At 49.1% G+C, this 23,193-nt stretch carries 20 protein-coding genes; 9 read left to right on the top strand and 11 right to left on the bottom strand.

The features are described 5' to 3' along the window. Positions 1-168: 168 nt before the first annotated feature. The 6 genes from ACKFKH_RS28015 to ACKFKH_RS27990 all read right to left on the bottom strand — a co-directional run bounded on the left by ACKFKH_RS28015 (position 169) and on the right by ACKFKH_RS27990 (position 7,053). A complete protein-coding gene (locus tag ACKFKH_RS28015) occupies positions 169-1,125 on the bottom strand; it encodes an NAD-dependent epimerase/dehydratase family protein (RefSeq protein ID WP_446861646.1) in 957 nt (318 codons plus the stop codon). A 29-nt stretch (positions 1,126-1,154) separates the two neighbouring features. After that, on the bottom strand, positions 1,155-2,318 hold the full coding sequence (locus tag ACKFKH_RS28010) for a hypothetical protein (RefSeq protein WP_446861645.1): 1,164 nt from the start codon (positions 2,316-2,318) through the stop codon (positions 1,155-1,157). A gap of 156 nt (positions 2,319-2,474) precedes the next feature. After that, positions 2,475-3,752, bottom strand: coding sequence for an aminotransferase class I/II-fold pyridoxal phosphate-dependent enzyme (locus ACKFKH_RS28005; protein ID WP_446861644.1), 1,278 nt, complete (start codon positions 3,750-3,752; stop codon positions 2,475-2,477). 627 nt (positions 3,753-4,379) lie between these two features. Continuing rightward, positions 4,380-5,267, bottom strand: coding sequence for a hypothetical protein (locus ACKFKH_RS28000; protein ID WP_446861643.1), 888 nt, complete (start codon positions 5,265-5,267; stop codon positions 4,380-4,382). Positions 5,268-5,312: 45 nt separating this feature from the next. Continuing rightward, positions 5,313-5,819, bottom strand: a complete 507-nt coding sequence (locus ACKFKH_RS27995) for a hypothetical protein (protein WP_446861642.1) — start codon at positions 5,817-5,819, stop codon at positions 5,313-5,315. A 139-nt stretch (positions 5,820-5,958) separates the two neighbouring features. Beyond that, a complete protein-coding gene (locus ACKFKH_RS27990; protein WP_446861641.1) occupies positions 5,959-7,053 on the bottom strand; it encodes an aromatic ring-hydroxylating dioxygenase subunit alpha in 1,095 nt (364 codons plus the stop codon). A 219-nt stretch (positions 7,054-7,272) separates the two neighbouring features. On the opposite strand from ACKFKH_RS27990, the gene ACKFKH_RS27985 reads away from it, so the two are divergent. Then, positions 7,273-7,749 (top strand): hypothetical protein, encoded by a 477-nt coding sequence (locus ACKFKH_RS27985; protein ID WP_446861640.1) that lies wholly within the window; start codon positions 7,273-7,275, stop codon positions 7,747-7,749. A 169-nt stretch (positions 7,750-7,918) separates the two neighbouring features. Here ACKFKH_RS27985 and glgP read toward each other — a convergent pair whose 3' ends face one another. Then, a complete protein-coding gene (gene glgP / locus ACKFKH_RS27980; RefSeq protein WP_446861639.1) occupies positions 7,919-10,510 on the bottom strand; it encodes an alpha-glucan family phosphorylase in 2,592 nt (863 codons plus the stop codon). 208 nt (positions 10,511-10,718) lie between these two features. Continuing rightward, the gene (locus ACKFKH_RS27975) at positions 10,719-11,123 is read right to left on the bottom strand and encodes an NIL domain-containing protein (RefSeq protein ID WP_446861638.1); all 405 of its coding nucleotides are present in this window, start codon (positions 11,121-11,123) and stop codon (positions 10,719-10,721) included. 169 nt (positions 11,124-11,292) lie between these two features. On the opposite strand from ACKFKH_RS27975, the gene ACKFKH_RS27970 reads away from it, so the two are divergent. Continuing rightward, on the top strand, positions 11,293-11,892 hold the full coding sequence (locus ACKFKH_RS27970; protein ID WP_446861637.1) for a thioredoxin family protein: 600 nt from the start codon (positions 11,293-11,295) through the stop codon (positions 11,890-11,892). Between the two features lie 309 nt (positions 11,893-12,201). Here the strand turns inward: ACKFKH_RS27970 and ACKFKH_RS27965 are convergent, their stop codons facing one another. Beyond that, the gene (locus tag ACKFKH_RS27965) at positions 12,202-13,515 is read right to left on the bottom strand and encodes a pentapeptide repeat-containing protein (protein ID WP_446861636.1); all 1,314 of its coding nucleotides are present in this window, start codon (positions 13,513-13,515) and stop codon (positions 12,202-12,204) included. Positions 13,516-14,279: 764 nt separating this feature from the next. Between ACKFKH_RS27965 and ACKFKH_RS27960 the strand changes: the two genes are divergently transcribed. The 5 genes from ACKFKH_RS27960 to ACKFKH_RS27940 all read left to right on the top strand — a co-directional run bounded on the left by ACKFKH_RS27960 (position 14,280) and on the right by ACKFKH_RS27940 (position 19,344). Beyond that, complete coding sequence (locus ACKFKH_RS27960; protein WP_446861635.1) at positions 14,280-16,379, top strand: CapA family protein; 2,100 nt, start codon at positions 14,280-14,282, stop codon at positions 16,377-16,379. Positions 16,380-16,448: 69 nt separating this feature from the next. Then, the gene (locus ACKFKH_RS27955; protein ID WP_446861634.1) at positions 16,449-17,318 is read left to right on the top strand and encodes an aldose epimerase family protein; all 870 of its coding nucleotides are present in this window, start codon (positions 16,449-16,451) and stop codon (positions 17,316-17,318) included. A gap of 172 nt (positions 17,319-17,490) precedes the next feature. Continuing rightward, on the top strand, positions 17,491-18,798 hold the full coding sequence (locus tag ACKFKH_RS27950) for a sensor histidine kinase (RefSeq protein WP_446861633.1): 1,308 nt from the start codon (positions 17,491-17,493) through the stop codon (positions 18,796-18,798). A gap of 106 nt (positions 18,799-18,904) precedes the next feature. Beyond that, positions 18,905-19,114, top strand: a complete 210-nt coding sequence (locus ACKFKH_RS27945; protein WP_446861632.1) for a DUF6888 family protein — start codon at positions 18,905-18,907, stop codon at positions 19,112-19,114. Beyond that, the gene (locus tag ACKFKH_RS27940) at positions 19,111-19,344 is read left to right on the top strand and encodes a DUF6887 family protein (RefSeq protein WP_446861631.1); all 234 of its coding nucleotides are present in this window, start codon (positions 19,111-19,113) and stop codon (positions 19,342-19,344) included. The genes ACKFKH_RS27945 and ACKFKH_RS27940 overlap by 4 nt, the downstream gene beginning before the upstream one ends. Positions 19,345-19,348: 4 nt before the next feature. On the opposite strand, the gene dusB is transcribed toward ACKFKH_RS27940, so the two are convergent. After that, complete coding sequence (gene dusB / locus ACKFKH_RS27935; RefSeq protein ID WP_446861630.1) at positions 19,349-20,407, bottom strand: tRNA dihydrouridine synthase DusB; 1,059 nt, start codon at positions 20,405-20,407, stop codon at positions 19,349-19,351. A gap of 63 nt (positions 20,408-20,470) precedes the next feature. Next, positions 20,471-21,541 carry a Gfo/Idh/MocA family protein gene (locus ACKFKH_RS27930; RefSeq protein ID WP_446861629.1) on the bottom strand — a complete coding sequence of 357 codons (1,071 nt, stop codon included), beginning with the start codon at positions 21,539-21,541 and terminating at the stop codon, positions 20,471-20,473. Positions 21,542-21,638: 97 nt separating this feature from the next. Between ACKFKH_RS27930 and ACKFKH_RS27925 the strand changes: the two genes are divergently transcribed. Both ACKFKH_RS27925 and ACKFKH_RS27920 read left to right on the top strand, forming a co-directional pair. Next, complete coding sequence (locus tag ACKFKH_RS27925; protein WP_446861628.1) at positions 21,639-22,313, top strand: carbonic anhydrase; 675 nt, start codon at positions 21,639-21,641, stop codon at positions 22,311-22,313. Between the two features lie 295 nt (positions 22,314-22,608). Continuing rightward, the gene (locus ACKFKH_RS27920; RefSeq protein WP_446861627.1) at positions 22,609-22,908 is read left to right on the top strand and encodes an RNA recognition motif domain-containing protein; all 300 of its coding nucleotides are present in this window, start codon (positions 22,609-22,611) and stop codon (positions 22,906-22,908) included. Positions 22,909-23,193: the final 285 nt, after the last annotated feature.

Raw genomic sequence — 23,193 nt, 5'->3', positions numbered from 1 at the left:
TGGGTTATGGACGGGTTACGAGTTCACTTTTTTATCAGTACTTTACAGATACTTCACAGATAGTTTACGACTCCTTCACAGACCATCTCCAGGTTTCTGGTTCCTCTCGGCTACTTGTTCTCAATTCTTTGAATATTTTGAATATAGAGATTGTGTCGCTGGTAATGATTAGTTGGCGACGAGTTCTTTGAGCGTTGTTTCGACCGATCGTGGGTTCCATCCGAGTTCTTTTCTAGCTTTGGCACCTGTGACACGGACACAGCGATCGTAGACATAGTGCACTCGCTCACGGTCGATCGGGGGTTGCCAGGAGAGCGATCGTCCGATTCCATCTAACACGGTTCCGACGACGCGCACGATCGATTCGGGCACTTCATATGGGGGAGAAATTCCGGTTTCTTGGCTAAAAACTTGGAACATGTCGCGAGTGGATAAATCGCCTGCTGACGCAATATAGTAGTCGCCCGGTTTGCCCTTTTCGGCTGCGAGGATCATCAACTCTGCCAGATCATCAACGTGAACTACACCCGTAATGCGATCGCCGCCTGCCCAAACTTTTAAGCGCCCCTTGAGAAAGGAATTGAGGACGGGCATAAAGTGAGGATCGTCGAGTCCAAAGATTCCAGAGGGCATGACGCTGACGATCGGAAAGCCTTGAGCCGCCGCTTGATCAACGAGTTGTTGTGCTTCGTATTTGGTGCGATCGTAGGCTGAAGAAAAGTTTTTTTGAACTCGTTGAAAGGTCTCATCGATTACTTTGCCTTGAGTGTCACCAAAAATGCCGATCGTGCTGCAATAAACCATCTTTGAAATGTTGGAAGATTGAGCAACTTGAAGGAGCGATCGGGTGCCTTCAACGTTGACTTGTTCCATTCGGGCCGCATCGACTAAACCCAATTCAACATAGGCTGCCGTGTGGAAGATCGCATCGACTTTTTGAATGGCTTGTTGGAGAATGGAGCGATCGGTAATATCGCCATAGATCAACTCAATCTTTGTACCTGCCAATCGGGATAGATCACTTGATTTTCTTGCCAATCCAATTACAGAATCTCCTCGTTTTTCTAGCGCTTTGACGAGATGAGACCCTGTGAAACCGTTTGCCCCTGTTACAAATGCTTTCATCTGAAAATAGTCCTCTGTTTTGTATCAGGTTAAACTAAGCTTTTTTCATACATTCGGTAGGTTTTGTAGATCTTTCCACCAGACGCTTCGATCAGTTTACGTGAGGGAGAATTGTCTTCATAGACCCAGGAAAGTTCTGCTCGTTTGTAGGGTTTTCCTTTTTTAATTCCGCCCGTCATTCCTAAATAAATTAGCCCTAACGGAACCATTTTTCGCCTAAATTCTGGAAGCGAACAGATGGCGATTACTCTTCCTTGATCGATCTGTCTACGGTGCCAGAGAAACTTGAGGATTCCTAACCAATTCAATTTGCCGTTGACGTGTTTGAGCGCGATATTATAGTCAGGCAATCCCATCCAAAAGCCGATCATTTCACCGTTGTATTCAGCGATCGGAAACACGTCCGGATCGACTAAACTTTGCAGCGATTTTGCTTCTTCTAAAAATTCTTCCTGAGTGCGCGGGGTCGAACTCCAGTTATTAGAAAAGGCTTTGGTAAACAACTGATAAAGGCTAATTGCATCTTTCTCAAATCCTTCTTTTGTATTCAAAGGACGAAACTTAACGCCTGATTTGCAAGCAATTTGATAGCCTTTTTCAAACTCTGGAGGCAACGGTTTATCTAACCGAAAATCATAAGCGTAGGCATCTTTTGCTTTGTGCCAATGATCCTGCTCTAAAAATTGTGGGTAGTAAGCGGGATTGTAGGGCATCATCACCATCGGCGGCGAGTCAAATCCATCAACCAAAAACAGACAATTGTTGTGAGTTGAAAGGTCGATCGGGCCTCTCACTCTCGTCATTCCCTGTTCTTTTAGCCATTCACCCGCCGCATTCAACAGAGCTTGCGCCACTTCAAACTCTTCAACACATTCAAAGAAACCAAAGATGCCGATCGCCATGCCTTCTCGTTCAACCAAGCGATCGTTGACGGCTGCGACAATTCGCCCGATCGGGGTTTGATTTCTAACGGCGATAAATTGCTGAAGTCTGCCGTATTGAAGAAAGGGATTGTCTGCCGCAAACTTTTTGGCTACATCACTTCGCAGTGGAGCAACCCAATTGCGATCGTTGGTGTATACAACGTTAGGCACTTCTAAAAACAGAGCTTTTTCTGCTGCATTGGTGACCAGAATAACCTGAAAAGAAGATGATACAGAATCTACAGAGTTTTTGATAACAGAGGGTTTCACGAGTAGACTATCTCCTCTAAAGTTGAAGTTATTGCTATGGAAAAATATACCAGGCTTTCAGCAGTCAAACGATTTGCAAAGTCATAAAATAAGCGATCGCCCCCTCGTTTAGAAGCGATCGCCCGTTCACCCATTAAACACCCAATCTGAAATTGTCTAAGCGCTAATTGTGGGTTGGTAAACCAGATCGCGACTCTTGACCATACCCGTCACCAAGCGATCCATCTCTTCTTTGGTGTGCAGGGCGTTGACGGTGATCCGAATGCGCGGCTTGGCGATAAACCAGATCGGAGACACCCAGATGCCAAAGTCCATCAACTCCCTGGCATATTCTTTGGGGTTGAGTTCGGGGGGCAACAACACAGGCACGACGTTGGTTTCGCCGATCGCCACAAAATCATTGGCCGCAAGGTGCGATCGCAGATATTTCGTGTTTTCCTGCAAGCGCTCTACCCGTTCTGGCTGATTGGCGACGAGACGAATGCTCTCTAAAGCAGCCGCCGCGGTCGGGGCAGGAAGCGAAATCGTGCCGATCGAAGTCGGGGACACATTCAACAGCGGAATCAGTTCCGGTACATGAGAACTAATCGCCGCCCCCGCTGATGCCGCAAACTTGGAAAATGTCGTCATAATCAACGGATTGACACCACGCGCGATCGCATCTTGAGGCTTGAGACCAAAGTATTCGTAAATGCCTCGACCTGTGGCCCCGATCGCCCCACTCGCATGAGCCTCATCCATGAGCAGGGTGCTGTCTGGATAATTCTCCAACACGTCTAACATCTGAGGCAGAGGCGCAATGTCACCATCCATTGAGAAGACCGCATCCGAAACCACCATGATGCGATCGTCCGGTTGAGCATAGCGTTTTAGCTTTCGAGCCAGATCCTCTACATCACAGTGACGATACGCCCGCACCCGCACCCTTGCACTATGCCCAAACATTTTTCCAGAACGAGTGCCCGCATTCGCCAGAGCCGTCACGATACAGCCGTGGTTCAACACATCCGTCAAGATCAGCGTTTCGCGGTTGTTTTGAAAGCCAGGAACCGGAATCGCCAGATGACAAAAGGCATCCATCAGCGCCTGCATCGCCATCCAAGCGTTGAGAAATAGCTGCGTATTCGGCAAATGCTTGAAGGCAGAAATTTCGTTTTCTAGCTGACGGTGGAGATCGATTCGACCACTTAGCACTGAGGTAGAACTATTAGACGTTCCGTACTGCAAAATGGCATCGATCGCCGCCTGTTTGACCGATTCTTCCTGGGTCAGCCCCAAAACGTCATTGGTACAAAAGGTGAGAACGGTACGGCGTTTGCCCGTTTCAGCCTCTTCAATTTCAACAAAGTTTCCTTGGCGTTTATGGCAGATGTACTCATCGGGGTCTAATCCGCTTTCGTACCAGCGCCGCACATACTCCTTGACAACTTGCACAGTTAGCTCCTCTCACCTTTCTAGATCGCGATTCCTCTGAAAAAATCCACCTGAGCAACCCCTTGCGGGTAACTCGAAGCGACCCCTTGCGGGTAACTCGAAGAGATCGCTTTGACTCAACAGTATATTTGCCTGCGAAAGATTTCGCTTATCAATCAGATACAAAGCTGGATATTAGAAACATGCATTTGATCGTCAATTGTCTGAATACAGCTTATCAGTAAGCACTCGAAGTCAGGAGGTACAAACTAATGATTCACAAAAAAAGACCGCCTGAGCCTCATAGCCAGCCGTGAATGACTGGGGGTACGACTACTCACAATAGGACGGTCTCGAACAGGATTTAGTTGCAATGAGCGATCGGAAGGAATGGACAAAATGCAAGTTTCTCAAATGCAAGTTTCTCATCAGCAGTGAATCAGAGACGGTTAGACAACAACGCTCAGGGGAGCGATCGTCTAAAAATGGGCCGTCCGCATGTCTCCTAAATTTACGTTGGTTCGATGAAGTTCTTTCGCTGCGTTGTTGAGATCTTCTGCCCCCCAAGCTGCCAATTTTGGGGGACTTTTAGACAAGATTTCTGGGTCAACGCTGATAACCGCAGTGAAAGATTCGATCGAATTTACGTTAAATTTCTGCGACCGCCCGTTCGATCAAGCGTCGCGCCAGGGTTTGCGTTCCGGTGTGGGTGTAGTATTTGACCGCCACATCTAGAAATGCGCCCACGTAGTCCAGTTTGTCGGCGGAGATATCGACGTACTTTTTGACGTTGCTCAACAGACTTTCTTGGGTCAGATTGCGAGATCCGACAAAATCGCCCATCCAGCCCTTTACCGAGTCAAAACTTTGGGTAATGAATCCCAACTGACCCGCAGGATTGCCACCGGGAATCAGCGGACTGACGCTTTTAAAGGTCTGGTTTTTTTGCAGTTCGTCGGGGCTGGTTTGAGAAATTGTAGACAGCCCCATGTTGATAAAGTCTGCGCCCAGCGGAATGATGCCGTCAAAGCAGACCAGGGCGGCCATTCGCATCAGAGACTCGCCGCTATAGTCGCCCAACGCCCCCAAAAAGTCGCCAATGCTGTCACCCGGAATGCCGTTAATCTGGCAAAAAGCCACCAGTTCGACGACCAATTTGATCGTCAGGTCGAGACTCTGGACTTTTTCTGGCTTGGGAGTCAAGTTGCCCAAAAATCCTAAAAATGAGATGTCTTGACCAATTTTGTTGGCCATGGCCGCCGCGCCCAAAGCACCCGCTGCGTTGTCTACGGTCTGATAGAGCCACATTGCCCGCTGATAGCCCTGAGATTCGTCATTGTAAAGGTAGACGGCTCGATCGCCGATCGCCTGGATCATTGCATCATCGCTTTCACCCGTCACCGCGCGAATCGTATTGGTAAAGCCTGTCAAATTTTGCCACTGACCTGGAATCACAAAATCCAGCGAGTTGAGCGCTGTCACCGTGGTGCCGCCTTTGGGCAATTCGTCCACCAGTTCAAAAATGGGTTTGCTCATGAATGCTCCTAGCTAATAACGGTTTTTAGGTCTTTTCAAGGGTTTCTAGCTGAGTTTTTCTAACCCTTTGAGGTTAAATTTTTGTAGCCAGGCTTCGCGATCGGCTGGGGTAAATGACGGATCGCGAGACTGAACTTTGACCTGATATTTGCCCACAAGCACGCTAGTAGTTTGGTTGCCCAGAGTGACCATTGGGTAGCCGCCGATTTTTTCGGTACTCTTGGTGTACTTTTGTGCCGATCCAGCAATACCCGTGGTGTCATTGATCGAAAGCATTGCTACATTTTTGCCGCCTTTATTGAGCTTGGCTTCAGCAAAACCTTTTTTCTCTTGAGAGAAAGTACGACTGTACCCCGCACTGGCAGCCGGGAAAAATTTATTAAATTCACTGCCTTGAGTCGCATCTTTCGCAACCGCAGTCACGCCTTTTTGAGTGCTTTCTTGTTGAGCTTGAGAAAATTGAGAGGGCGCTTTTGGCTGGCAGCCCGTCACCAACAGAACGACAGAGAGCAAGAGGGCAACCCCGACTCTACGCCAGTGTTGAACAGTCATTTGGTTAGTTCTCATAAGATGTGATGAGAGGGAACGTTTGCAGGAGATGGACAGCATTTCCATCGGGTACTTTTGTAATTTAATGCGATCGCACTCCGATTGGGCGACTGTGGAGACTACATTTTGCAACAAACAAAGATTATCGGCTCACAACTTTGGGCTGGGGCGTTTCGACTGGGCGCGACAAAGCGTGCTGTTTAAAGGCTTCGTATTGTCGCACCATCAGTCTTTGTACGGCGATAATTGCTGGATTAACTTCGACATAGCGGCGTTGAGGATCTTTGAGATAGTTTTCTTGTTCGCTCTCGATCATCTCGATGTCCTGTCTCAAAAACGGCATAAACAGCAGATTTGAGATAATGGGCTGCAAAATGGGGCGCAGCAAGTTGACCAGACGTTTGGGCAGGCGCACTTTGAGAAACATATAGGTAAACGATCGACTTTCTTGGGGTGCGATCGGCAGTCTCATCAAATACAGCGACGAAATGCCTTGTAAATCATTCACATAGTTGGGGTAGCGATAATCGACCGAAATAATTTGTGTGGTGACGCAATCGCTGACTTCTCCCAGTCCCAACAGCTTTGACAATACGCCTCGATAAGACACCTGATAGTCAGCCTTAACAGAATTTTCGGTCTCTTGCAGCTTGAGCAAAATTGGGTCGAACCAGCCTTGTAGATTTTTGTGTAGATAGCCGTGAAACACATCCATCGTGTTCTCATTGCAAATGGTGAAATGTGCTTTAAAGTGTCCGTTTATCGGAATCATCAGCCAGTCAGGGTCGTCATATTGAGGAATGTCGAGCAAAGGAGTCGTGTCTGCGAAAGCGCGATCGCCCGGAAAGATCCAGATCAGCCCATATTTCTCCTGTACGGCGAAGGGACGAAGTTGAGCGCAGGGGAGTTTTTGCCCAGACTTCCAGTAGGGAATATTTACACAGTTGCCTTCACCATTAAATTCCCAACCGTGGTAGGCGCAAGCGATCGCATCTCCTTTGACCTGTCCCTTATCCATCGCTACGCCCTTGTGAGGACAGACATTTTCAACCGCCTGTACCTGATTTTGACTGTCGCGAAAGAGGGCGATCGACTGTTGCCAAACCGTTACTGATAGAATCTTTTTGGGCTGCAAGTCGGTTGCCCAGGCCACTGCGTACCAATGATTGCCATTAATGCCAATTTCCCGCACCTGATTGCGAACTGCCTGACCTTTGAGAGTCGTTGCCAGTTCCATATGTTCACTCCTTGTGGGATGGATTGTGAGTATTATCAGCGATCGGGCGAGGGATGAGGGAGGGCTTTGCCCCGCATTCGCGAGGAGGGAGAACTTCGATGATCTGTTCCCCTTTGGGGTAATCCGCTTCGCAAGGAGGGAGGAGAATGGCTCTTCACTCTTGAAGCGGTGCAGTAAGATCGAGTCAGAATGACTTCACACTATCTTTACCTGTAAGCAATGAACTCCGATACTGTCACTCAGCTATTGCAAAAAGGGTTTCACGTCACGATCGGGGCAACCGCCTCCCTGGTCGAATCGCTGCAAGACCCTCAAAAGCGTGAGCAAAATCTTTCAAGGTTAAGGTCAGAGTTTAGTGAGTTAACAACACCATCTCTGGTCGAGTCGCTGCAAGACCCTAACAGGCGTGAACAAAATCTCATAAGGTTGAGGTTAGAGCTTGATGAGTTGACGCAAGCGTGGGCCCAAAAAGGCGAAGTCACAGAACGTGAAGCGCGGGCCTTTGTCGATACGATGCTGGCCCAGCGAAATCAGGGAACCTCGTCAACGACGACCGTCACGACGACTGCGACACCCGTTTCGACCATTTCACCAGAAGTACAGTTAGAACTCCAGGCGTTGACGGCTCAGTTGGGAGCGATTCGGGCTGAGTTAGAGCGGTTGCGGAGTGAGGAAGAGATGAGGGATGAGGGATGAGGGATGAGGGATGAAAAAATTGTGGCAATTGGCGTTGATTTTGGAAGTAGCTGATCGATTCAACGAGTCAGCCTTCTGATCGACCAAAAATGCAAAAGATCAACATCAAGTCAAGAGAAAACGAGGCTAATTCTTCTTTCATCCCTCTTCCCTCCTTTTATCCCTCACTTCAAAGCGCCCACAAAATCAGCCCTAGTGCAAAAGGGTTGCTCAAATTGGGGTGTTTGGGCAAGATTCGCAATGACAAGCCTTGAAGACCACTGGCAGAATAGGCGATCGTGCCTGTATAGAGGCTGTGGCCCTGGGTATCGGATTCTTGCCACTCCATCACAACCGGAACGCCATTTACGATTTCACCATCGGCGTTGAGTGTGCCTTGATAAAGCTCAACCTGTACGTCGCTGGGAGATAGAGAAGCTAGATTTAGACGGGCTTTGACGGCGATCGCTTGATTGACTTTGACATCGGCTGGCTCAGAAATGTCTACGGCTTCGATTTTGATGTCGTACCAGTGTTCAAACAGTTTGGCTTTCCAGGCGGCGAGATCTTTGGCGGGGGCAAACTGATCGGCGGTGAGATTGGCGTAGCGATCGCTGGCCGGAAAATAGCCGCGGGTGGCATATTCACTCACCATGCGCGCTGTGTTGAAGTGAGGGCAGTTTAAGCGAATGGTGTCCTTCATTTTGGCGACCCATTTGCGGGGCAAGCCGTCTTCGTCGCGATCGTAAAACAACGGGACGACTTCTTTCTCTAGCAAATCATAGAGGGCGTTGGCTTCTACGGTGTCTTGAAAGTTGATATCGTCGTAGTCTTCGCCATGCCCGATCGCCCATCCGGTTTTTACGTAATCGGCTTCGTCCCACCAGCCGTCGAGAACGCTGAGATTGGGCAATCCATTCATTGAGGCTTTCATGCCGCTGGTGCCAGAGGCTTCTCTCGGACGACGGGGTGTATTTAACCAAACGTCACAGCCTGCAACCATTAACCGCGCTACATAAATATCATAATCGGGAACAAACACAACATTGTGAACGCCACTGGTGCGAGTGTAGTGAATGAGATCGCGAATCAATTCTTTACCCGGAATATCTTTGGGATGGGCCTTGCCTGCGATCACAAACTGCACTTTATGACGATGGTTACCAGAGAGGATTTTGTGAATGCGATCGAGATCCCGCAAAAACAACGTAGCCCGCTTATAAGTTGCAAATCGTCGCGCAAATCCGATCGTCAACACCGACGGATCAAGCACTTCTTGCGCCTGTGCGATTTCAGTTGGAGAAGACCCCCGATCGCGCAGACTTTTCTCTAATCGATCGCGAATAAACAGCACCATCTCCGATCGACAGCGTTCATGATTGCGCCAGAGTTCTTCATCGGGAATAGATTTGACGCGATCCCAGATGGGGGAATAACTGGGGGCATCTGACCAACCGAGACCGAGGTAGCGATCGTACAGTTCTTGAGTGGGTTTTGCGACACAGCTTCGCGCATGAACGCCATTCGTAATTGACGTAATCGGCACTTCTTCTAAGGGCACTTGAGTCCACAGGTTTTTGAACATTTGCCGTGAGACTTGACCATGTAGTTTGCTCACCCCATTGATAAAGCCAGCCATCTTAATCGCCAAAATCGCCATGCTAAAAGGGGATTCCAAGTTCCCAGTTTTCTCGCGTCCTAGTGCCAAAAATTCTTCTCGATGTAAGCCAAAAATCGAGGCGTAGCGGCCGACTGAATGCATCAATTTGTCGGGTGGAAATAGGTCAATCCCGGCGGGGACGGGCGTGTGTGTCGTGAAGATCTGTGTGGCTTGGGCGACCTGTTGAGCTTGAGCAAACGTCAATCCGTCTTCTTGCATCATCAGGCGAATCCGTTCGAGTGACAGAAACGCGGAGTGACCTTCATTCAGGTGGTAGACAGTGGGATTCAACCCCAACGCTTTGAGCATCTGCACACCGCCAATTCCCAACATGATCTCTTGATCGATCCGCATGTCAAGGTCGCCGCCATAGAGTTGATCAGTGATGTCGTGATCGTATTCTTTGTTGGGTTCAATGTTGGTGTCGAGCAGATAAAGCGGAACGGTGCCTATTTGGACGCGCCAGATACGGGCGTAGACAGTGCGATCGGGGTACTCGACTCCAATTCTCAATTCTGCTCCGGTTTTATCTCGCTCCAAATGCAACGGCATGTTGTAAAAGTCGTTGATCGGATAGCGTTCTTGTTGCCAACCGTCAGCGTTTAAATATTGGGCAAAGTAGCCTTTTTGGTAGAGCAATCCCACACCGACCAGCGGCAAGCCCAAATCACTCGCAGACTTGAGGTGATCACCCGCCAGTACGCCCAAACCGCCAGAGTAGATGGGCAGACAATCGACTAGACCAAACTCAGCAGAGAAGTAGGCGTAGCATTCAGAGTGAGGTGTGAGGTGTGAGGTGTGAGGTGGGGTTTCGGTGGGGGTGCGGGTTTTGCGATACCAGGTGCGGTCTTGGAGGTAGTCGTCGAGTTGGCGATCGACTCGTTCCATTTGGGCAATAAATCCGTCGTCTTCAGCGACTTCTTGCAGGCGCTTTTGGCTGATTGTGCCCAACATGAGAACGGGGTTGTGGCGGGTTGATTCCCACAGGTCAAAATCGAGGCGACGAAATAAATCTTTAGTTTCTACATTCCAGTCCCATTGCAGGTTGTAGGCGATTTTGCGAAGCGGTTCGAGTCGAGTCGGGAGTGCAGGCGAAACGTTGAATGTCCGGATCGGTCGCATCACAGAATCCTCCAAAACAGCTAAAGCTATTCTCTCTTGAGTTTGAAGGAACTAGTTATTAATAAAACTTGAACTCGATATAAGTGGCTGCGCTGTGCAGATCTTCTGCCTCCCAAGCTGCTAATTCTGGGGGACTTTAAGACGAAACTTCTGGCTCAAAACTGTTCTATTGACTTACTCGAAATCTCAGGACGAACGACTCAGCCCTTCAGAAATTAGTCGAAATCGCTTGCACGGGGCAGGTGGGAATACACTGTTCACAAACGATGCAGCGCGATCGCGTAAAGGTCAATCTAAAAGTTTGGGGGTCAAGGGTCAGCGCCTCGGTGGGACACACGCCCGTACACAAGCCACAATCAACACAAGCCACTTCATCGATCACAATTTCTCGACTGGCAAATGACACGCCGATATCCTGCGATCGCATCCAATCCAGGGCGGCATCTAGCTGATCAATATCGCCCGACAACTCAACCACCAGTTTGCCAATCTGATTGGGCGCGACCTGAGCGCGAATAATATTGGCCGCTACATTAAAGTCTTTTGCCAATCGATAGGTGACAGGCATTTGTACAGAGCGTTTGGGAAATGTCAGCGTCACTCGTTTTTTCACAATCGGATTTTGGCAGATTTTGGCAGGTCATCTTCCCATTGTAGAGAGCAGATCGAGTGCATTCCTGAACTTCGGAGTTATGGAAATAGCATCTTTGTAAAGGCACGATCGCGATCGCTCAGTAGACTAGAAATACAAGACTACAAATACAGTGACTCTTCACAAGCATATGGCTACGGATTCACCCAACTCGACGACTCCTGCCCAAAATGGGACACAACTCAGAAACTTTTTGATCGTGATGGTGGCGATCGTGCTGACGGTTGCTTTTTCATTGGGGCTAAAAACTCAGACAACCTCAGTTTCACTTGATTCGATGGTTAAGGAGGCGATTCCTTTAGAGGTTGCGCTGAGTAATCACAAGCCGACGCTAATGGAGTTTTACGCTAACTGGTGTACAAGCTGTCAGGCGATGGCTCCAGAAATGAAATCGCTTAAAGATCATTATGGCGATCGTATTAACTTTGTGATGCTCAACGTGGATAACGAAAAGTGGCTTCCCGAAATTTTGCACTATCGAGTCGATGGAATTCCGCATTTTGTTTATATGAAAGCAGGCGGAGAAGGAATTGGACAAGCGATCGGAGAACAGCCCCGCAGCGTCATCGAAGCTAATTTAGTCGCTCTGACAGAAGGAACTGCCCTGCCTTATGCACAAAGTACCGGACAAACCTCAGCCTTCTCTACTTCAGTCGAGACGAAAGATAGTGCGGCCAATAGTGCAGCCGATCCTCGCAGTCATGGCAGTCAGGTTGTTGATAAAAGTTAGTTCGCAAGTTTTTTCGCTGCGGTGCTGAGATCCTGATTGACTGACAAATCCTTTCAGGTAGGTTGGATTGAACCTGGTGAAACCCAACGTTAGCAACGGTAGAAAGGCTGCTGTTGGGTTTCGCGTTGCTCAACACCAACCTACGAAAAATCGAGGGTTTCAGGAGTTTTGTCAGTCAACCAGGCTGAGATCTTCTGCCCTCCAACCTGCCAATTTTGAGAGACTTTAAGACAAGAGATTCGATTTTAGAGTTCTTATTGATGAGGGAATTAGTCGATCTGTAGAAACGCACCCATTTCAATTGGCTCTTCAGCGTCCCAGCTTATTTGGAATCCCTTCACAGCCACCGGGAATGGTCGATCGCGTCTTTGAGCCGCCCCACGCACAACAGTAATAACGCTGCTCAGGAGACATATCTTCTGCATCGGTAAAGTCTGCATTTTCAACGACTGCACCCGTTTGGGCACCTGTTTTGTAGTTGGGTGGGTCAGTGCGACTGCGCGGAGAGGCGGCTTCGGCGGTTCCATAAAAGAGGCGAGTTCCATTTAGGTCAGCCCCCCTCAAGATGGCACCATAGAGAATGGTTCGCGCCATGTTTGCTTTGACCAGATCACAACAGGTCAGGTTAGCCCGAATCAAATTTGCCTCACTTAAATCTGTCCAGCGCAGGTCAGTCTCCGACAGATTTGCCCCCGCCAACATCACGCCCAAATCAATCACTCTGGTTCCGTAGTTGCGATCTTCGGCATAGCCCCCAGAGCCATCGAGAATTGCCCGTCCCAGTCGTCGATCGCGCTTCAGAGGTGACAGCAGTTTGGCACGAGACAGAAATCGAAGAATCTTGGCTTTTCCAGATCCGTCTACACTGCTCAAAATGGCGGCCGTTCTGCCTTCTGCGATCGCGCGCTCTTGGGGCCAATCTTCGAGCAGTCCTTCTTCGTCTAGTACCAGTTCAGAAATGCCCTGAAAGTAGGTGTCGATCGTTTGTTGCTGCGTGATCGTGTTTTGTTGAATCGTCAGATCTTTAGAAATCACATACTGTCGCCAGGCAATGTAAACCGCCAGAATCGCGATAAAAATCTGCCCCAACGCCCCAAACACTTCGCCCAATGCTCCGATCGCGTCCCAGTTTAGCTGTTTGTACCAGATGAGGAGCGTGTTCCCAAATCCAACCAGTTTCAAAAAGCCAACCACGGCCGCTGTCAGCCCCAACGAAGCGATAAAAATCGCCCCTTCTTGCTCAGAAACCAACTCCGCCAAGATCGGTCGCAATACAGGATAAAGCACCCGTATCGACAAAATCAGGGTGACGATCGCCCCCGCCAACACCAGCCAAAAACTATTGATCCACAGTCCCGCAATCAAAATGACGATCGCCACCAGCAAAATCAGAGAAATTGCAGGGCGAGCGATCGTCAAACTCGATATAGAATTTTGAGCGTTTCCTGATAAGCCAGAGGCAAAGGTTGCGGCCGTTCTTTCTCTAGAAATCTCAGCTTTAGAGGGAATGGCAGCACTGACGGGATAGGGTTGAGCGCCATTTTGTTCTACGCCATTTTGTTCTACGCTTTTTTGAGCATCCTGGGGGGTGGGGTCGATCGTCATGTTGCAAACAGCATTCAAAGCTTATGCCCTATCGTACCTGCTTCCAGAAAGCTGAGTCTTTTTCTCACGGTGGGATTGTTGAATAGAACAGGCTGCCATCAATGAGTGATCGGATTTTCAATAAAGTCGTGGACAGGGTACTTGACAAAATCCCATGCAGTATACCTTTGCGACAAATTAATTCCCAAGGCTGACTTCACCAGATATAGCGCGTAGAGGCATAAGAGAATTTGCAACGATCGGGTGACATATTTCATCAGTTTCAAACCGTAGTCCTGTGTCGCACTCTATTCACGCAGCTTTACATTAAAGTGAACCAAAAGCGTCGGGGATGTGTCAGATGCTCTGACTGTTTGCGCCGCGAGTTACTTTTTCACACTGGTTGCAAGGTTGGGTTGCTCTCCAAATCCTCCATCAATCGAGAACTTTAAACCAGAACTCTTGCCTAAAAGTCTCCAGAATTAGGGAGCAGAAGCGCTCAACCACGAAGCGAATCTCTTTTACGGAAGGGACGTTAATTTTGATCGTCGAGAAGCCAATTCAATCCACTGCCCATCCACTTCTGCCCATCTACTTTGGGGTCGATCGCCGCTAAACTCACCCATTTTGAGCCTCAACCCCCAAAACTCTGGAGATAAATCGGATAATTTTAGTGCAAATGGAGAGTTTTAGAGTATTAATAATGCTGTGGCTCTTCTCAGACAGCCTGCTGAACGATGAGCTACTGTCATTTTTGGTTGCATCTCAATGGTATCTGATGTCGTGTGTGTGGGAGTTGAAGTATGAACGCAGGTGATCATTATCAGCCATCGGTTGTAGAACTGGCCCGCTCAGGCAACTTTAGGGCGATCGCTTATTGGCTTAACGTGTTTCTCCTACCTCATAATCTTTATGCGCGAGTCGAGGCAGCCCTTCAGCCAGGCTGTTTGCAGATACTCGTAGAGTTTCACCCGTCACCCGAACACGATGCCAAATCGCCGGAATTTCGGGGCAGTCTGGTACGGTTTATCTGCCACCATCTCTGGAAACTCAACTCTGAAGTGATCGAAGGTGTGCAGGTGACGGCTCGATTTGTGGGTCAGCCCCAAACCCTCTGGCAGCAGTCGGTTCGCGTCATGTCTCCGGCTCGTCGCGCCAAACTGGGTCGCAAAGCTTCTCCAAAACCTTCTTTAAATCATTCAGCAAATCATCCGCTGCCTCTGCGATCGCGCGTTCAGCAAGCCACTCGCCAAAAAGTTCAGTTTCGGGCACTGCGATCGCTGCTTTTGACGGGCACGACGGCGGCGGCTTTTATCATGGGCTGCTGGCTGGGGTATAGTGATGCGCCTGCGGAGCAAACCAGTGCGTCTGCGTCTCCGATGGCTTCGATCCGCCCGGATAGCATTCTCACGGCGATGGGCAACGTCCCGGTTGAAAAGCACGAGACGACCGATTCCACTGATCCCACGGCTACCCTGATGTTTGGTGGAGATGTCGCCCTGACGGATGCCTACACAGATCTGGTGGGCAGCGATCCCAAGTGGGCGTTTGCAGGACTAGAAGAATATCGTCAGGCAGATGTGGCGATGGTGAATTTAGAAGCTCCGCTGACGACTGCCACCACGCCTCAACCCAACAAAGAATTTAACTTTAAAGCCAGCCCTGAGACGGCGCAAGTCCTAAAAAATGGCGGCATTGATATCGTCAACCTGGCCAACAATCATGTGATGGACTACCAGACGATCGGCTTAGAGGAAACGCTGAAAACGCTCGATCAGGCAGGCATTGACTATGTGGGCGCAGGCCGCAACGCTCAAGAAGCCCGCCGCCCCGAAATCATCGATGTCAAAGGTCAGCGCATTGCGTATCTGGGCTACTATGACGGAGACTTTCAGACAGCAGGCGACTCTACCCCTGGCACAAATGAGGGACAGCAAGATCGCATCGCTGCCGACATCAAAGCTATTCGAGATCAGGTCGATTGGGTGGTCGTCAATTATCACTGGGGCGTGGAGTTGGCGAAATATCCCACCGATGCTCAGATGGATCTGGCCCACTTCACGATCGACCAGGGCGCGGATCTGGTGGTGGGTCATCATCCTCACATTCTTCAGGGTGCAGAGATTTATAAGGGTCGCCCGATCGTCTATTCGTTGGGCAACTTTATCTTTGGCGGAAGTTCTCGCAGCGACTACGATACCGCCGTTCTTAAAGTCGGTCTAAAAGACAATCAGATGAAGGTAGAATTTTTGCCTGTCGAGGTGAAAAGCTATCAGCCCAAAGTGGTGAGCGGCGATCGGGGCACTGAGATTTTGCGTCAGATCGAGAATGTGTCTGATATTTTTCAAGAGCCACTCAAGTCGCCTGTGATTTTGGATGCGCGATCGCGTACGGTGATTTCTACGCCCGCCCCATCGACACCCGCTAGTCAATCGCCCGATCCTGCTCCATCTGCCGAACCGCCCAATTCTGAAACGGCTCCCGCGATCGAGGCTCCCGATTCTGAGATGCCGATCGACAGTCCATCTGCCGAACCGCCCAACTCTGAAACGGCTCCCCCCACCGAATCGCCTGCTGACACGCCCCTCCCTCAACCCAGTGACGATCCTTCGGGCGCTCAACCCTGGAAAAACGACTCCTTTATCTCAGATCCCACGCCTAGCCCAACGATCGTGCCGGATACATCCCCCAGTCCCACGGCGACAGAGCCTCCCAGTCCCGACGCAACGCCCCAACAGCAAGGAGACGCTTCGGGGAATCTCAGCCCAAATGGGGTCGCCGTCCCTTCAATTTCTCCGACCGCATCTCCCAAACCAAGCAATAGTTTAGAACCGATGAAAAAGCGCTACGCTCAGGCTCCCTTGCCTAGAGAAGTCGCAGCAGCTATTTCTTCTGAAGAGTAAAGTAGTGAACACCGCGTTCTTTTGCAACTTGCTACGCTATAAGCCAATGATTTATCAGGGATAAAGCCTGTGTTTGCGATCGCCTTTCGACGACAGCAGTATGACACCTATATTCTCACTGACCAGGCTGCCCAGTCTCGGCTAGAGGTGGTTCCCGATCGTGGAGGCATCATCACCAGTTGGCAGGTGCAGGGTCGAGAGTTACTTTACATGGATACCGCCCGGTTTGCAGATCCCAGCCTTTCGGTGCGGGGGGGCATTCCGATTCTGTTTCCGATTTGTGGCAATCTGCCCGACAACACTTACACGCACAACGGACAAGCCTACACGCTCAAACAGCACGGATTTGCACGAGATTTGCCGTGGGAGGTGCTGGATCGAGTCACTCACGATCGCGTCAGCATTAAGTTAGGACTTTCGAGCAGCGATCAGACTCGTGCAGTTTATCCGTTCGATTTTCTATTAGAGTTCACGTACACCCTGCAAGGTGAAACGTTAGCAACTCACCATCGGTTTACTAATCGATCTCATGAATCAATGCCGTTCTCGATCGGGTTTCATCCCTACTTCTTAGTGCCTGATAAAAATCAACTGCGCTTTGAAATTCCAGCGAATGAGGCAAAAGATCACCAAACTCAAGAAGTGCGATCGTTTTCCAATACCTTTGACTTCGATCGCGATGAGATTGATTGGGCGTTTCCTCACCTCAGTAGTCAGGCGGCCAGTGTTAGCGATCTGAGCCGTCACACGCGCATGACGCTGACTTATAGTAACAACCTTTCCACGCTAGTTTTTTGGACGATAAAGGGCAAAGATTTTTATTGTTTGGAACCCTGGAGCGCGGGTCGAAATGCGTTGAATTCGGGCGATCGCTTGTTTTATCTTGAGCCAGGAGCCAGTTTAGAAACCGAGATGAATTTGAGAGTAGATTTTATCTAGCTTTGTATAACTTTTTTGTGAAAGCGGGCGACATGTCTTAAAGTCCCTCAGAATTGGCAGCTTGGAGAAAGTGCTCATCACCGTAGCAAAAAAACTTCATCGAACTAACTTCAGAAGTGCTGTGCTGCTTGAAACGTTAGAATCTTTTTAGTCCCTAGCCTCGGCTCCTAACATGTTTCAGGCAACTCGTCGTCGGCTTGCACTCTGGTACACAATGGTCACGGCAGTGTTGCTGTTAGTGTTTGCCAGTGGGTTTTATTTATATGTTCGCAGTACGTTAATTGAACGAATCGACGACACGCTTAATCATGTAGTAGAAGTAGTGCAGCGATCGCTCGTCATCGAACCGATCAATCTTCATCAAGAAGGCGGCGGCGTGCGCGTCAATGTCGAGTCTAGCTTTCGCGATAACCCAGTTCCGATCGAAGACGATCACATTGAGTTGGAGTGGTTTAGTCCGATGGGGGATGTGCTTTGGTCAACGCTCAAAACGCCGCTGATCGTTCCGCTACACGTCAATAAATATGGTGAAACGGTGAGAATGTCAGACGATCGTCTGCTGCGACAAGTCACCCAACCAATCCAAATTGGACGGCAAACTTTGGGCTTTTTGCGAGTGAGTGAACCCTGGTTTGAGTTTACCAAGCCGACTCGTCAACTGGTCTGGGATCTGATTTTGGGCACGAGTGTGATGGTGGCGATCGTGGCGACTAGTGGCTGGCTTCTCTCAGGTCTAGCAATGCAGCCGATTCGCGAGTCTTACCAGCGATTGAAACAGTTTACAGCAGATGCCTCTCATGAATTGAGGAACCCGATCGCCATCATTCAAACTAACGTTCAGGTTGCACTCGCCGATCCAGACTCAGAACCTGAAACCCAACGCTATCACCTACAGGTCATCGAACGCTTAACTCGCCGCTTAGGACGATTAGTAGATGATCTCTTATTTCTGGCGAGACAAGACAGTGGAATCATTCAGCAAAGATGGGTATCGATTGATTTTAATGATCTGCTCATGGAAGTGGTTGAGGAACAGGATACGATCGCCACAGAAAAAGAAATCACGCTCTCAATCACTCTGAACTCTGAAGATGAATGGATTTTGCAAGGCGATCGCGATCAGCTTTCTCGATTAGTTACGAACCTGGTGAGCAATGCAATTCAGTACACTTCTGCAAATGGCAAAGTTATTGTTGAGTTGCAAAAAATAAAGCGTTTAAGTATTGACTACTTTCAAGTCAAAATTACAGACACCGGAATCGGAATTCCAGAAGAAGCGCTCCCCCATTTGTTCGATCGCTTTTACCGCGTCGATCCGGCTAGAACCAAGGCAACAGGCGGATCAGGACTTGGACTGGCGATCGCTCAAGTGATTGCCGAAAACCACAGCGGACAAATCCAAATCGACAGCCAAGTTAACCAAGGAACCACGGTTACAGTCACGCTGCCACAACATCACCCCGAAGCGGCGATCGGTTAAAGAGGTACATTAAAACTCTTATCCAAAAGTCCCCCAGAATTGGCAGCTTGGAGGGCAGAAGCGCGAACATCGAAGCGAAAGAACTGTATCGCACATTCGCTGTATATTGATCTATGCCACAATTGAGGAAAGACCAATTTTACCTACTGATGAGCAAGCTCATGCCTGCCTGCGCGTTTGTCAATTGTTCTCTAGCTACTATCGAGATGTTCAGCTTTTTCGCTTTGATCCCCTTACTGGATATGTGTTCATCTTAGTCAGCGAAGAGCTTCAAATTCTTGTGCCACCTGATGGACTTTGGGAATTTATATCATGACGAAACCGAATTTTGATGAAATGAGTGTTCCTGAGCTTAGAGCCTACGTTTTGAGCCACCGAGATGACTTGGAGGCAATCCGTAAGCTTTTCTTTCATCCATCGCTGAAATATCAAAAAATGCCTCCTCTATACGAAAACGGAAAGCCTAATGAGGAGAATATTCGCTATGCTGAAGAAAACTTTGAACGTTTGTTTGGGAAGAAAGACGGCCATTCTGAAGAAGGTTGAATCGCTAGACTTCAACTAGCTGAGATTCGGCTTCCTCAACTTCTTGCCAACCAGAGTTTGTTAACCGATCGATACCCCGATCAATAATCACCAATCCCTGCGCCACATTCTCGATCACACTTAACTGACCGCGCAATTCTGCCGCCCCCGCAAAGCCTTTTGCATACCAAGTCATATGTTTTCGAGCTTGTCTGACTCCCCGATCGCCCTTGTATTCCCACAACATTTGGAGATGCTCACGGGCACATTCGAGACGCTCGATCGGGGTGGGTTTGACCTTTTCAACGCCCGTTTTTAGAAAGTGATCAATTTCGCCCACCAAGAAAGGATAGCCCAGCGTCCCCCGCGAACACATCACTCCATCTGCACCCGTCTGCTCCAGACATCGCACCGCCGCCTCAACCGAAAACATATCACCATTGGCAATCACCGGAATCGAAAGCACTGCTTTGACGCGCCCGATCCACTCCCATTTGGCAGGCCCATTGTAGCCTTGAGCGCGAGTCCGGCCGTGAACGGTGATCATTTTTGCGCCCGCATCTTCCATGCGTTTGGCAAAGTCGAGAATATTGATTTCTTTTTCAGTCCAGCCGATGCGAGTTTTCACCGTCACGGGAATATCAACCGCTTGCACGACCGCCCGAACGATCGCTTCCGCCGTTTCTGGATCGCGCAACAGAGAAGACCCGCCGCCATTTTTGGTAATTTTATTGACCGGGCAGCCCATGTTGATATCAACCGTATCGGCTCCTTCTGCAACGGCCATCTTGGCCGCTTCTGCCAGGAAATCGGGACGACAATCAAAAAGCTGGATGCTGATGGGGCGTTCGTTAGGGTCAACATCCATAATTTTGGGCAATTCTTTGACGTAGTGCAGCCCTGTTGCGTTGACCATTTCGGTATACATCATCGAATCTGGCGCAAACCGACGCACCAACCGCCGAAACACCAGATCTGTCACGCCCGACAAAGGAGACTGCAAGACACGACTTTTGACCTCAAAGTGACCGATTTTGAGCGGTTCTGCGAGTCTAGCTTTCAGGTGAGGAGAGAGCGAAATCATGGCGTTAGAAACGAATCGATACTTCCTTTAGGATAGTTGATCGGCGCGATCGTTCTCCAAGGTTCAGACCCGACACACTTGATGAGTTTCTGCCGATCGTCGCGCCGCTTCTGCCACTCGCAAGGTATATAAACTTTCTTCAGCGCTGACGTATAAAGGCGTATTTTGAATTAAATGATCCAAGACTGCGGTGGTGTCTTTGATGAATAACCCGCGACGGGCACCAACGGCGATCGCTTGACTACCTTCCGCATTAATCAACAGCCCGCCATCGCCATCAAAGACCAGCCCGCCTTTTTCGCCCTGCACTTCCATCTTGCGCTCAGATTGCCAGAGAGCATCGCCCTTGCCATATAGCACATCTGCAATTAGCCCACTTTTGAACTGCAACTGAGCCGCACAAAGACAAGCACTATAGTAAGAATCGTTGAGTTGCCAATAGCGATTTTGACAATAAACAGTCTCAACTTCTCCAAACGCATGAGTTAGCCGATGCAGCCGAGACAACGCTCCAAATAGTGGGAAGCCAAACAATTCAGTATGATAAGTCCACTTTTGCGGAACGGGATGCTGAGGAGTCACGGTGGCATAGCGAGCATAAATAGGAATGCCAATTTGCGGCAGAGACCCGATCAGCGCTTGATGAACGCCACCCAGCAGTTCAATATGTTCAACATGTAGTAAGCAGTTTTTGGACTTGGACAGGGCAATTAATTCTTCAGCTTCTTTGACATCCAATGACAGGGGATATTCAACTACAACATGTTTGCCAGCTTGCAGGGCCGCACGAGCGATCGGGCCATGATCTCGATTGACCCCAGAAATAATGACCAGATCTAGACGAGGATTATCGATTAATTCTTGCCAAATACTAAACGCTTGCGTCTGATGGATATGACCAAACTCCTGAGTCTTTTCTGACCTGTGCCCCGCAACGCCATTGAGCTGTGCCCGTGGGTCTGCGTTGATCGTCTCTGCTCGAAGTTTGGCTGCAAAGCCCGTACCCACCAATCCGACTTGCAAAGGCAGCGTTCCTGAGAAATTTGTCATTGCGATCGATTCATCAACGTCATAGATCAACTTAGTGTAAATCAGGTGACCAAACCAATTGAAGTTCTCTGATACAAAGTGCAAGAGGGTAGCCTAATCACTCCCATTAATTTTTCAATCCCTTGGCTCCTACTTTTGGGCAGTAAAGTAACTCTAGCCACTCCATTACAAAACTTCTCTCATGAGAAAAATTATTGCCGGACTGCACGACTTTCAGACTCACTACTTCGCTGAACACCAGGAATTTTTTGAGAAGCTTTCTCACGAGCAGCACCCCAGAGCGCTCTTTATCACCTGCTGCGATTCGCGCATTGATCCCAATCTGCTCACCAGAACTGATCCAGGGGAGTTATTTATTATTCGCAATATTGGCAATGTGATTCCGCCGTTTGGGGCGACCGATGGAGGCGAAGGAGCGGCGATCGAGTATGCAGTTCAGGCGCTAGGCGTACGGCAAATCATTGTTTGTGGACATTCAGACTGTGGCGCGATGAAGGGCTTGCTGCATCTCAACGACCTTCAGGAAGACATGCCGCTGGTTTACAACTGGCTCAAACATGCCGAAGCCACCCGCCGCTTGATCAAAGAAAATTATCAGGGGTATGAAGGCGACGATCTGTTGGCGGCGACGATCGAAGAAAACGTCCTCACCCAAATTGAGAATCTTCGTACCTATCCCGTCATTCACTCAAAGCTGCACAAAGGCGAAATCAGCATCTATGGCTGGGTTTACAAGATCGAAACGGGCGGTGTTTTTGTCTATAGTATGGAGCGCTGTAGCATCGGTGCAGACCACGAGCCTTTTGAACTGGATGACTCGATCCCCAATCCGCTGAATGGGAGCGCTGTTCATTAACCCTTCTTTATAAATTCTTCTTCAACCGTGGTTAAACGCACTGATCAACCACTTAACTGAACAATTTCCTCAACAATCGAGAGTGGCATAGAGAGTGGTACTGTAGAAAGAAGGGCTGAATCTATGCCCAATTTTCCTCGTTTAGTAAACATTTCTGTACTTTTCAAATCGAAACTTAACGCCCCCGCAAAGCTGTGTTAGCCTTAATCTCAAGGTTTATTTTCGGCTGTGTAATTCGTTTTTCGACGTTTCTCCGAATCTAACTCCCTACACTTCCTGATTCTGGAGATACGTTATGTCAATTTACGTCGGCAACCTGTCCTACCAAGTGACGCAGGATGACCTGACCCAAACCTTCGCCGAGTACGGAACCGTCAAGCGGGTGCAGCTACCCACCGATCGGGAAACCGGACGACTCAGAGGGTTCGCTTTTGTAGAAATGGAAAACGAAGCCGAAGAAACAGCCGCGATCGAAGCGCTCGATGGTGCTGAATGGATGGGTCGTGATCTCAAAGTCAACAAAGCAAGACCCCGCGAAGAAAGAGGCACCTCTGGCGGCAACTGGTCGGGTGGCAATCGCTCTTCTCGTTATTAAACAGGCGATCTAGGTCGCTCTAAAGTTTTGAGGGTAGGCAAGCTGTCTGCCCTTTTTTAATGCTCAGGTAATGTTTAGGATCGCGAATTAAATAAGATCGTTTATTGCCAAGCGACTTCGCCCCCTAAATCCCACATTCTGGGGGACTTTGAGATCAAAAAAATTCTGGAATTCAAAACGGGCTCAAGCTTCAAAGTTCCTCAATTTTGGGGGATCTAGGGGGCTGCAACCCATTGAAACGAAGCCAAAATCAACTGACCAAGCATATTTAAAGAATTTCAGGTT

Source organism: Phormidesmis sp. 146-20 (genome assembly GCF_052939475.1).
The sequence above is the reverse complement of the archived record's forward strand: the minus strand, read 5'-3'. Positions and strand labels throughout refer to the sequence as shown.